Origin of the sequence: Isoptericola sp. NPDC056618 (assembly GCF_042792715.1) — a bacterium.
GTDB lineage: Bacteria > Actinomycetota > Actinomycetes > Actinomycetales > Cellulomonadaceae > Isoptericola > Isoptericola nanjingensis.
Map to the genome: position 1 here is coordinate 27,181 of NZ_JBHTVZ010000007.1, position 11,166 is coordinate 38,346.

Below are 11,166 nucleotides of genomic sequence, written 5' to 3' on the forward strand. Positions count from 1 at the left end.
GCCTGGCTCGCGCTCGCCGTCCTCGTCGGCCTCGTCGCCGTGCTGTGGGGCGGGCCGCGCCTGCGGGCCCGGTGGCTGCAGCGCACCGAGGACCGCTGGCCGTTGCTGCGGCCCGTGCTGATCAGCCTGATCATCGCCGGTGTCGGCGGCGCCGTCGTCAACGACTACGGCATCCGCATGGTGTCGATCATGCTCATGGCCGCCGTGCCGCTCGTCGGGTCGATCGTGCTGCGGTCGTGGATGACCGGCGAACCCGACGGGTCGGGTCAGCCGGCGTCGCCCGAGCGGGTGCCGGCCTCGTCCGGGGAACCCGCGTCGTCCGAGGTGCCGGAGGTGTCGGAGGAGTCCGCGGTGCTCGCGGCCTCCGACGGGGCGGAGCGACCCGGCAGATAGACGGACGTCTCGGGCTCCGGGTGCTGGCGGCCCCGGACGACGAACAGCGCGACGCCCAGCGCGACGGCGACGAACGACGTCCAGATGTTCGCCGGGATGCCGAGCCACGCGTTGCTCGTGGGGTCGATGCGGAGCGCCTCGAGCCAGCTGCGCCCCAGCCCGTACCAGACCAGGTACAGGGCGAACAGCCGGCCCCAGCGCAGCCCGTAGCCGGGCTCGCCGACGGCGTCGGCGCGGACCTCGGCCCGCTGCCGCACCGCCCGCTCGACGAGGAGCAGGACGGCGACGCCCAGCAGGTTCCAGAGCATCTCGTACAGGAACAGCGGGTGGAACAGGGTGTCGTCCGGGAAGCCGGCCACCGGGTGGTCGATCTCCAGGCCCCAGGGCAGCGTGGTCGGCGCCCCGAACAGCTCCTGGTTCATGTAGTTGCCGAGCCGGCCCACCGCCTGGGCCGCGAGCATGCCGGGCGCGAGCGCGTCCGCGAACGACCAGAACCGGAGGCCCGCCCGCCGGCACCCGATCCACACGCCGAGCGCCCCACCGATGAGCGCACCGTAGATGGCGATGCCGCCGTCCCAGATGCGCACCCACTCCCAGTAGCCCCACGTCCCGGTGCCGTCCGAGTAGTCGCCCAGGTGGGTGAGCACGTGGTAGATCCGCGCGACGACGATGCCCAGCGGCACCGCCCACATGACGATGTCGAGCGTCACCTCGGGGCCCGCGCCGCGCGCGACGAGGCGTCGGTGCGTGATCCACGTGGCCAGCACGATCCCGGCGAGCAGGCACAGCGCGTACACGTGGACCGAGAACGGGCCGAGCTCGAGCACCGCCCACGCGGGGTCGGGGCTGGGGATCGAGGACGCGAGTCCTCCGACAGCGGGCATGGCAGCGGGCATGGCCCGAACCTACCGCGCGCCCGGCCCCCTCCGGGCCCGCACCGAGGTCAGTGGCCGGCGCCCAGCCGGCCCGCGAGCCGGTCGAGACGCGCCGCGCTGTCGGGGTCCAGGCCGCGGAACTCCACGGTCTTCCCGTGCTGGGCGTACTGGTGCTGCACGGCGTCGAGGGCGGCGACCGTGGAGGCGTCCCACACGTGCGTCCTCGACATGTCGACGACGACCCGGTGCCGGGTCGCCCGCGTAGTCGAACTGGTAGACGAGGTCGTTCGACGACGCGAAGAACAGCTCGCCGTCGACGGCGTAGACCCGCTCGTCGTCCGCGTCCGACGCGTCCAGGCGGGTCACCGTGGTCAGGTGGGCGACGCGCTGGAGGAACAGGACCGCGGCGACGACCACGCCCACGACGACGCCGTAGGCGAGGTTGTGGGTGGCCACGGTGACGGCGACGGTCGCCAGCATGACCGCCGTCTCCGACTTCGGCATCCGCCGGAGCGTCGACGGCCGGGCCGAGTGCCAGTCGAACGTGCCCACCGACACCATGATCATCACGGCGACGAGCGCGGCCATCGGGATGGTCGCGACGACGTCGCCGAGCCCCACGACGAGCGCCAGCAGGAAGGCGCCGGCGAGGAACGTCGACAGGCGGGTGCGGGCGCCCGACGCCTTCACGTTGATCATCGTCTGGCCGATCATGGCGCAGCCGCCCATGCCGCCGAAGAAGCCGGTGACGATGTTCGCGACGCCCTGCCCCCAGGACTCGCGGGTCTTGTTCGAGTGGGTGTCGGTGATGTCGTCGACCAGCTTGGCCGTCATGAGCGACTCGAGGATGCCGACCAGGGCCATCGCGAGGGCGAACGGGGCGATGATCCGCAGGGTCTCGAGGTTCAGCGGCACGTCGGGGAAGAACAGGCTCGGCAGGGACTGCGGCAGCTCGCCCTCGTCGCCGACGGTCGGGACGTCGAGCCCGCCGAGCAGCGCGGCGGCGGTGATCAGCACGATCGCGACCAGCGGCGCGGGCACGACCCTGGTCCAGCGCGGCAGCAGCACGATGATCGCGAGGCCCACGACCACCAGGGCGTAGACCCACCACCGGTTGTCGGCCGTGACCCTGTCGCCGAACAGGTGCGGCAGCTGGGACGTGAAGATGAGGATCGCGAGCGCGTTGACGAAGCCCGTCATCACCGAGCGCGGGACGAACCGCATCAGCCTGGCGACGCCCAGCACGCCGAGCACGACCTGGATGACGCCGCCGAGGATCACGGTCGCGACGAGGTAGTCGAGGCCGTGGTCGCGCATGACGGGCGCGATGACCAGCGCGACCGCGCCGGTGGCCGCGGAGATCATCGCCGGCCGGCCGCCGACGAACGAGATCGTCACCGCCATCGTGAACGCCGCGAACAGGCCGATGCGCGGGTCCACGCCCGCGATGATCGAGAACGCGATCGCCTCCGGGATGAGCGCGAGCGCCACGACGAGGCCCGCGAGGACCTCGGTGCGCAGGGTCCTCCCCGAGCTGAACGCGGCCCGGAACGAGCCCGACGAGGTCGCCTCGGGGGGCGCCACCGGGAGGGGGCGGGGGGCCGGGTCGGGCAGGGAGGCACGCAGGTCGTCCGACACGCGGAGGACTCCGTTCGTTCCGGGGGCGGCCGACGGCACGCCCGGGTGGGGCGGGAGCGCGCGTCGCGGCGACGACACGCCCTGCCCGATGGTCGAGGTCGAGGGGCGCGTCGTCGCGCGAAGAGGTCGAGAGGGCGACGGACGGACCGGGCACGGGCGTCCGCGGCGGCGCCGACTCTACCCTCACGTGAGGGTAGGGTTCCACCCCGTCCGGATCCGTCAGACTGGTCCCCATGACCGACCCCTCCCCCGCCGCCACGCTGCACATCGGGGCCGTCGCGAGCCGCACCGAGCTGTCGCTGCGGACGCTGCGCCACTACGACGAGGTGGGGCTGGTGCGGCCGTCGGCGCGCAGCGAGGGCGGGTTCCGCCTGTACACCGAGGACGACGTCGAGCGACTCCTGCTCGTACGCCGCATGAAGCCCCTGGGCTTCACGCTCGAGGAGATGGCGGAGCTGCTGGAGATCACCGACGCGCTCGAGGCGGGGACGCTCGACGACGCGGGGGCCGGCGACGCCCGCGCCCGCCTGGACGGCTACCGCGCCGCCGCCGAGGAGCGCCGGGCCGGGCTGGCGCGCAAGCTCGCCATGGCGGACGAGTTCATCGCCCTGCTGCGCTCGCGCTGACCGGGACCTGGTGCGCGGGGCCGGGGTCAGGCGCCCGCGGGCAGGTCGCGGTCGAGGGCACGGGACCGGACGCGCTCGACCGCGAGGCGCACGGCCCCCGTCCGCACGACGTCGGGGCCGAGGTCGGACAGCACCACCTCGACCGCCGGGTCGTGCAGGTGGTCCGGGAGCAGCGCGCGGGCGCGCGCCACGACCGGTCCCAGCGCGGGCGCCATCGCACCCGTGACGATCACCCGGTCGAGGTCGAGGAGACCGGAGAGGACGGCGCACACCCGGGCCAGCCGGTCGGCGAGCCCGTCGGCCACCTCCCGTGCCACGGGGTCACCGGCGTCCGCCGCCGCCAGGACGTGCTCGGCGTCCAGGCGCTCGCGCGGGACGTCCGCGAGCACGCTCCCCGCCCGTCCGGCGTCGAGCAGCCGGCCCGCCTCGTCCCGCGCCAGCGCGCCCAGGCCGTCGCTGGAGCCCACCCCCTCGACCAGGTCGAGGATGCGCATCTCCCCGATCGCCCCGCGCGGCCCCCGCCGCAGGGCGCCGTCCAGCACGATCCCGGCCCCGATCCGCTCCCCCACGAGGAGCGCGGCGTAGGCCGCGGCGCCGTCGCCGTGCTCGGTCTCCGCGACGGCCGCGAGGTTCGCGTCGTTCTCGACGACGACGTCCCAGCCGCGGGCCGCGAACAGGTCGCCCAGACCGGGGTTCATCAGCGCCCAGAACGGGTTCCGCGCGCCGGCCGGCACGTCGCCCGTCCCCACGGGCGCGGGCACCCCCAGCACCGCGGCGACGACGGCCCGGCCGTCCCGGCCGGACCTCGACACGGCGGCGTCCACGGCGTCGCGGACCGTCGCCCGGCGCGCGTCCGCGTCGCTCGCCGGGTCCACCCGCACGGCCTCCTCGGCGAGCACCCGACCGTGCAGGTCCGCGACCGCCGCCGAGACACGGTGCTGCCCGGCGTCCACGCCGACGACGAGCGCGGCGTCGGGCCGGAAGGCGTAGCGCAGCGCGGGGCGGCCCTTGGTGTACGCGCCGGCGGCGCGGGCGTCGTCGAGGGCGACGAGCCAGCCCCGGTCCATGAGCTCCCGGCACAGCGCCAGGACGGTGGAACGCGCCAGGCCGGTGGCGGCCATGAGGTCGCTGGCCGTCACGGGCTCCCCGTCCCAGACCTCCTGGAGCACGCGCTCGGCGTTGAGCCGCCGCACCAGGTGGGTCGAGGGAGTCGTGGCCCCCTCCGGGCCGTTCGTCATCGTTCCGCCTCGCGTCGTGGTCCCCTCCCGGCTGCGAGCCGGCGAGCGGGTTGATTCTAGGCCGAGATTTTCTCGGCCGGAGGGGTTGACCCTGCGCGCACGCGGGTGAGATGGTGCTTCGACCGAGTTAATTTCGACACAACATTTAGTGCTGAAATCTACCCGGTTCGAGCTCTCTCGACGAAAGGACGACGGTGTCTGAGGAACCGAGACGTGCGCTGCGCGGGATCTCCGGGGCGCTGGGGCTGGCCCTCGTCAGCAGCCTCCTCGCGGGGTGCGGCGGCGGCGACGGCGCCGAGCCCGTCCGCTTCACCTTCAGCAAGCGCGAGGCGATCCCGTACATGACCCAGGTCGTGGCCGACTACAACGCGTCGCAGGACGACGTCCGCGTGGAGCTCGACACCTCGGGGGTCGACGTCGTGTCCGCGAGCTTCGTGCGGGGCAACCCGCCCGACCTCATGCTCGCGAACTACAACATGGAGGTCGCGCGGTTCGTGGACCGCTGCACGCTGAGCGACCTGGGCGACACCGCTGCCGCGACCCGGATCCGGCCGGACCTGCAGCCCCTCATGGACCAGTACGGCACCTGCGACGGCCGGACGAGCGCGCTGCCGTACTCGGTGATGGCCGCCTCGGTGATCTACGACAAGGCGGTCTTCGCGGAGCACGACCTCGAGGTGCCGCAGACCTGGAGCGAGCTGCTCGAGGTGGCGGACACGCTCGAGGCCGCGGGCGTGACGCCGTTCTACGGCACGTTCAAGGACGACTGGACCGTGGCGCAGGGGTGGTTCGACTACGCCGTGGGCGGCCAGGTCGACACCCTCGACTTCTTCCACCGGCTCGACGCCGAGGGCGCGGACGTCGGCCCGCGCTCGGACGTCTCGTTCGAGAAGGACTTCAGCCGCCCCCTCGAGCAGATGACCCGGCTCGCGCAGCACACGAACGACGACGCCGCGAGCCGCGGGTACGGGGACGGCAACCTCGCCTTCGCCCAGGGCGAGGCCGCGATGTACCTCCAGGGCCCGTGGGCCTTCAGCGAGATCGCCAAGACCGATCCCGACCTCGACCTCGGCACGTTCCCCCTGCCCATGACCGAGGACCCGGCCGACCTCAAGGTGCGCGTCAACGTCGACCTCGCCGCGATCGTCCCCGAGGGGTCGCGCCACCAGGGGGCCGCGCGCGACTTCCTCGAGTACCTGTACCGGCCCGAGATCATCGAGGCCTACAACGAGTCGCAGCTCGGCTACACCCCGACGACCGACGCGCCGCCGCCCTCCGACCCTCGGCTCGCGGGCATGACGGAGTACTACGACGAGGGGCGGGTCTACCAGGGCGCCTCGGTGCTCGTGCCCAAGACGATCCCGGTCATGGCCTACACCCAGGGGATCGCGTTCGGCGCCGACGTCGACGCCACGATGCGCACCCTCGACACGGACTGGGCCCGCCTGGCCCGGCGCCAGTAGAGCCCGAGCGGAACGAAGGAGTCCTTGCTCATGTCTCTCCTCACCACGACCGCCGCGGCCGTGCCCGCTCCGGCCGCCTCGCGGCGCGCTCCGCGCGGCGCCAGGCGGACCGAACCGATCTACTACCTCTTCCTCCTGCCGAGCCTCGTGCTCTTCACCCTGGCGATCCCGGTCCCCGCGATCGTCGGCATCTTCTTCAGCTTCACGAACTCGGTCGGCATCGGGGACTGGGACTTCGTCGGCCTCACGAACTACGCCGTCGCGTTCACCGACCCCGCCATCCTGCGCAGCTACCTGTTCACCTTCGGCTTCTCGCTCGTGACGGTGGTGCTGGTGAACGTCGTGGCGTTCCTCCTGGCGGTCGGGCTGACCTCCCGCATCCGGCTGAAGGTGGGCCTCCGCGCGGTCTTCGTCATCCCGATGGTCGTCTCCGGCATCATCATCGCGTACGTCTTCAACTTCCTGTTCTCGAACTCCCTGCCCGCTGCCGGGCAGGCCGTCGGGATCCCCTTCCTGGAGACGAGCCTGCTCGCGAACCCGGACCTGGCCTGGCTCGCGATCGTCGTCGTCACGGCCTGGCAGGCCGTCCCCGGCACCCTGCTCATCTACATCGCGGGCCTGCTCGCCATCCCGGGCGACGTGTACGAGGCCGCCGAGATCGACGGCGCGACCAGGTCGCAGCGGCTCGCGCGGATCACCCTGCCGCTCATGGCCGGGTACGTCGTCATCAACGTCATCCTCGGCTTCAAGAACTTCCTCAACGCCTACGACATCATCGTCGGCCTCACCAACGGCGGCCCCGGCACGGCCACCCGGAGCATCGCGATGACCATCATCACCGGCTTCAACGGCGGCGACTACGCCTACCAGATGGCGAACGCGACGATCTTCTTCGTCGTCACGGTGCTGATCGCCTTCCTCCAGCTCTCGGTCACCCGCGGAAGGAACTCCCTCTGATGGCCACGCTCACCGCACCGACCGCGCGCAGGCCGCGCACCGCCGCCGCGCGCCCGCTGCGACCGACCCGGGAACGGTGGAGCAGGTCCGGCACCCTGCTCCTCCTGCTGTGCTCGGTGACCGTGCTGCTGCCCCTGTACGTCACCGTCTCGATGGCGTTCAAGACCACGGGCCAGGCGGTGGACGGCAACGCGTTCTCGCTGCCGGCCCCGTTCGACGTGCAGGGCTTCGTCCAGGCCTGGCAGCTCACCGAGTTCCCCGTCGGCCTGGCGGTGTCGGTGCTCGTGACGGCGGGCACGGTCGCCGCGACGATCCTGCTGGCGGCGGTCGCGTCGTTCGCCATCATGCGCAACTGGGAGCGCCGCCTGTTCCGCTGGTCGTTCTTCTACCTGCTCGGCGCGATGTTCATCCCGTTCCCGGTCGTCGCCCTGCCGCAGATCCAGCTCACCGGGCGCCTCGGCCTCGACAACCCGTTCGGCGTGATCGTGCTCGCCACGATGTTCCAGCTGAGCTTCAGCGTCCTGCTGTTCACGGCGTTCCTCCGCTCGATCCCGCTGGAGCTCGAGGAGAGCGCCCGGATCGACGGCGCGACCACGTGGCAGACCTTCTGGAGGCTGATCTTCCCCCTCCTGGCCCCCATGAGCGCCACGGTCGGCATCTTCGCGTTCCTCTACGCCTGGAACGACTTCATGATGCCGTCGCTGATCATCTCCGACCCCGACCTCCAGACGCTGCCGGTGCGCCAGCAGCTGTTCCAGACCCAGTTCAGCAACAACTACAACGTCTCGTTCGCCTCCTACCTCATGGCGATGGCTCCGGCGATCGTCGCGTACCTGTTCACGCAGCGCTGGGTGATGGAAGGCGTCACCCAGGGGGCTGTGAAGGGCTGACCGCCCGGCTCCCCGCCAGACCGCACCACCGAAGAAGGGCATGCACCCATGAGCGACCTGCTCGACGTCCCCGCCCCCACCACCGAGGGCTCCGACGCCACCTGGTGGCGCCAGGCCGCCGTCTACCAGATCTACCCCCGCAGCTTCGCGGACTCCGACGGCGACGGCATCGGCAACCTGCGCGGCATCACCTCCCGCGTGGACTACCTGGCCGCCCTCGGCGTCGACGCCGTGTGGCTCAGCCCGTTCTACCCGTCGGCGCTGGCCGACGGCGGCTACGACGTCGCCGACTACCGCGACGTCGACCCGAGGATCGGCACGCTCGCCGACTTCGACGAGATGGTCGCCGCGCTGCACGGCGCGGGGATCCGCGTCGTCGTCGACATCGTCCCCAACCACACCTCGAACCTGCACGAGTGGTTCGCCGAGGCTCTCGCCGCGCCGAAGGGGTCGCCCGCCCGCGACCGCTACATCTTCCGCGACGGCCTCGGCGAGCACGGCGAGCTGCCGCCCGCGGACTGGACCTCCACCTTCGGCGGCCCCGCCTGGGAGCCGGTGGGCGACGGGCAGTGGTACTTCCACCACTTCGCCGTCGAGCAGCCGGACCTCAACTGGGACAACCCGGAGGTGCGCGAGGACTTCCTGCGCACGCTGCGCTTCTGGTCCGACCGCGGCGTCGACGGGTTCCGCATCGACGTGGCGCACATGCTCACCAAGGACCTGCCCGCCGAGGGCGAGCCGCTCCCGTCCCAGGACGAGCTCGAGGCGCTGCCGCGCGACGGCCAGCACCCCCTGTTCGACCGCGACGACGTGCACGACGTGTACGCCGCGTGGCGCGAGGTCTTCGACTCCTACGACCCGCCCCGTACCGCCGTCGCGGAGGCGTGGGTGGGCTCCGCCGAGCGCCGCGCGCGGTACGCCAGCAGGGACGGTCTGGGGCAGGCGTTCAACTTCGACCTGCTCGAGGCCGACTTCGACGCCGCGCAGTTCCGCCGCATCATCACGGCCAACCTGGAGCTGGCCGCGGCGACGGGCTCGTCGACCACCTGGGTGTTCTCCAACCACGACGTGGTGCGGCACGCCACCCGCTACGGCCTCGCCCCCCGCGGCGACGACCGGCGCAAGGGCGGCACGGACTGGCTGCTCGCCGGCGGCCCGGAGGACCGGCTCGACCGCGCGGCCGGGCTGGCCAGGGCGCGCGCCGCCACGCTGCTCGAGCTCGCGCTGCCCGGCTCGTCGTACCTCTACCAGGGCGAGGAGCTCGGCCTCCACGAGGTCGCGGACATCCCCGACGGCGCGCGTCAGGACCCGACGTTCTTCCGCCACCGGGGGGTCGAGGTCGGCCGCGACGGCTGCCGCGTGCCGCTGCCCTGGACCGCGGACGGGCCGTCGCTCGGCTTCGGCGACGGGCCCGCGCACCTGCCGCAGCCGACGTGGTTCGCCGAGCACGCCGCCGACGCCCAGGACGGCGTCGAGGGCTCGACGCTGGAGCTCTACCGCGACGCGCTGCGTCTCCGGCGACAGCTGCAGACCGCCGAGGAGCTCGAGTGGCTCGAGACGGGGTCGCCGGACGTCCTCGCGTTCCGCCGCCCCCACGGGTGGACCAGCGTCACCAACTTTGGCACGGCCGCCGTGCCGCTGCCCGACGGCGAGGTGCTGCTGAGCAGCGCGCCGCTCGCCGGCGGCGCGCTGCCCGGCGGCACGACCGCCTGGCTCCGGTCCTGACGCCTGTCCGACCGTCCCGGAGGTCGGGCCTGCCGCCCCCGTCCGGGGTGCGGCAGGCTCGACCCGACCCGGGCGACGACTGCGACGATGGACCTCGCCGTGTCTCCCGTCAGCCACCCGTGAAAGGCGACCCGCCCCACCGTGTACTCGCTCCTCCTCGCGCTCATCTACGTCGCCTTCGTCAGCCTCGGGCTCCCGGACTCCCTCGTCGGTGCGGGCTGGCCCGTGATGCACCAGGACCTCGGCGTCCCCGTCGCCTTCGCCGGGGTCATCACCATGATCATCGCGGGCGGCACGATCCTCTCCAGCCTCGCGTCCGAGCGGGTGACCCGGAGGTTCGGGGCCGGCGCCGTCACCGCCGTGAGCGTCGGGCTGACCGCCGCCGCGCTCGTGGGCTTCTCCGTCTCGGGCTCGTTCTGGCTGCTCTGCCTGTGGGCCGTCCCCTACGGCCTGGGGGCGGGCGCGGTGGACGCGGCGCTCAACAACTTCGTCGCCCTGCACTTCGCGGCGCGGCACATGAACTGGCTGCACAGCTTCTGGGGCCTGGGCGCCTCGATCAGCCCGTTCATCATGAGCTACGCGATCACCTCGGGCCTGGGCTGGTCCAGCGCCTACCGCATCGTCGGCGTCACGCAGGCGGTGCTCACGGCCGTGCTGATCCTCAGCATCCCGCTCTGGCGGAAGGTCGGGCCGGCCCCCGGCGCCGAGCACGCCGACGACGGCGCGGCGGCGACCGGCGGCTCGCACGTCCCGCTCGCACAGGCGCTGCGGATCCCCGGCGTCCTGCTGGTCCTGGCCGCGTTCTTCGCCTACTGCGCGCTCGAGAGCACCGCAATCCTGTGGGCGTCGACGTACCTGGTCACCGACCGCGGGGTCGACGACGCCACCGCGGCCGCGTTCGCCTCCCTCTTCCTCCTCGGCATCACGGCCGGGCGCTTCCTCGCCGGATTCTTCGCCGACAGGATCGGCGACACGCTGCTGATCCGCGGCGGCTTCGCGGTGGTCGGCCTCGGTGTCCTGCTGGTCGCCCTGCCCGTCGGCACGCCGGTGCCCGCCCTGGCCGGCCTCGTGGTCGCGGGCCTGGGGTGCGCGCCGATCTACCCCGCGATCATCCACTCCACGCCGGTCAACTTCGGCGCGCGCAGCTCGCAGGCGATCATCGGGATCCAGATGGCCGCGGCGTACACCGGCTCGACCCTCGCGCCGCCCGTCTTCGGCGTGCTCTCGACCTGGGCCGGGGCCTGGGTGTTCCCCCTGTTCCTCGCGGTGCTCGTGGCGCTGGGCCTGGTCATGTCCGAGCGCCTGAACCGGCTCGTCGCACGGCGCGGGCGGGTCGACGACCTGGTCGCGCGGCCCTGAGC

Annotated in this window: 8 protein-coding genes and 1 pseudogene; 6 read left to right on the forward strand and 3 right to left on the reverse strand. The window is 72.7% G+C overall.

Annotated features, from left to right (window positions below; genetic code table 11):
- Window positions 1-266: 266 nt before the first annotated feature.
- Both lgt and ACFQ8T_RS10880 read right to left on the reverse strand, forming a co-directional pair.
- On the reverse strand, window positions 267-1,289 hold the full coding sequence (gene lgt, locus ACFQ8T_RS10875) for a prolipoprotein diacylglyceryl transferase (protein ID WP_430546549.1): 1,023 nt from the start codon (window positions 1,287-1,289) through the stop codon (window positions 267-269).
- A 47-nt stretch (window positions 1,290-1,336) separates the two neighbouring features.
- A pseudogene (locus ACFQ8T_RS10880) lies at window positions 1,337-2,852 on the reverse strand (SulP family inorganic anion transporter).
- A gap of 287 nt (window positions 2,853-3,139) precedes the next feature.
- On the opposite strand from ACFQ8T_RS10880, the gene ACFQ8T_RS10885 reads away from it, so the two are divergent.
- Window positions 3,140-3,532, forward strand: a complete 393-nt coding sequence (locus ACFQ8T_RS10885; RefSeq protein WP_429763191.1) for a MerR family transcriptional regulator — start codon at window positions 3,140-3,142, stop codon at window positions 3,530-3,532.
- A gap of 26 nt (window positions 3,533-3,558) precedes the next feature.
- On the opposite strand, the gene ACFQ8T_RS10890 is transcribed toward ACFQ8T_RS10885, so the two are convergent.
- Window positions 3,559-4,770: an ROK family transcriptional regulator gene (locus tag ACFQ8T_RS10890; protein ID WP_430546550.1), complete on the reverse strand. Its 1,212-nt coding sequence runs from the start codon at window positions 4,768-4,770 to the stop codon at window positions 3,559-3,561.
- A 194-nt stretch (window positions 4,771-4,964) separates the two neighbouring features.
- Between ACFQ8T_RS10890 and ACFQ8T_RS10895 the strand changes: the two genes are divergently transcribed.
- The 5 genes from ACFQ8T_RS10895 to ACFQ8T_RS10915 all read left to right on the forward strand — a co-directional run bounded on the left by ACFQ8T_RS10895 (window position 4,965) and on the right by ACFQ8T_RS10915 (window position 11,164).
- Complete coding sequence (locus ACFQ8T_RS10895; RefSeq protein WP_430546551.1) at window positions 4,965-6,233, forward strand: ABC transporter substrate-binding protein; 1,269 nt, start codon at window positions 4,965-4,967, stop codon at window positions 6,231-6,233.
- A gap of 30 nt (window positions 6,234-6,263) precedes the next feature.
- Window positions 6,264-7,190, forward strand: a complete 927-nt coding sequence (locus ACFQ8T_RS10900) for a carbohydrate ABC transporter permease (protein WP_430546552.1) — start codon at window positions 6,264-6,266, stop codon at window positions 7,188-7,190.
- Entirely contained in the window at window positions 7,190-8,080 is an 891-nt protein-coding gene (locus ACFQ8T_RS10905; RefSeq protein WP_430546553.1) for a carbohydrate ABC transporter permease, read from the forward strand. The genes ACFQ8T_RS10900 and ACFQ8T_RS10905 overlap by 1 nt, the downstream gene beginning before the upstream one ends.
- Before the next feature lie 48 nt (window positions 8,081-8,128).
- Complete coding sequence (locus tag ACFQ8T_RS10910) at window positions 8,129-9,805, forward strand: glycoside hydrolase family 13 protein (RefSeq protein WP_430546554.1); 1,677 nt, start codon at window positions 8,129-8,131, stop codon at window positions 9,803-9,805.
- A 141-nt stretch (window positions 9,806-9,946) separates the two neighbouring features.
- Entirely contained in the window at window positions 9,947-11,164 is a 1,218-nt protein-coding gene (locus ACFQ8T_RS10915) for an MFS transporter (RefSeq protein ID WP_430546555.1), read from the forward strand.
- Window positions 11,165-11,166 lie beyond the last annotated feature (2 nt).

Excerpts from the sequence above, each read along its gene's own strand:
- lgt (WP_430546549.1), bottom strand. The coding sequence starts at position 1,289 with ATGCCCGCTGCCATGCCCGCTGTCGGAGGACTCGCGTCCTCGATCCCC.
- ACFQ8T_RS10885 (WP_429763191.1), top strand. The coding sequence starts at position 3,140 with ATGACCGACCCCTCCCCCGCCGCCACGCTGCACATCGGGGCCGTCGCG.
- ACFQ8T_RS10890 (WP_430546550.1), bottom strand. The coding sequence starts at position 4,770 with ATGACGAACGGCCCGGAGGGGGCCACGACTCCCTCGACCCACCTGGTG.
- ACFQ8T_RS10900 (WP_430546552.1), top strand. The coding sequence starts at position 6,264 with ATGTCTCTCCTCACCACGACCGCCGCGGCCGTGCCCGCTCCGGCCGCC.
- ACFQ8T_RS10905 (WP_430546553.1), top strand. The coding sequence starts at position 7,190 with ATGGCCACGCTCACCGCACCGACCGCGCGCAGGCCGCGCACCGCCGCC.
- ACFQ8T_RS10910 (WP_430546554.1), top strand. The coding sequence starts at position 8,129 with ATGAGCGACCTGCTCGACGTCCCCGCCCCCACCACCGAGGGCTCCGAC.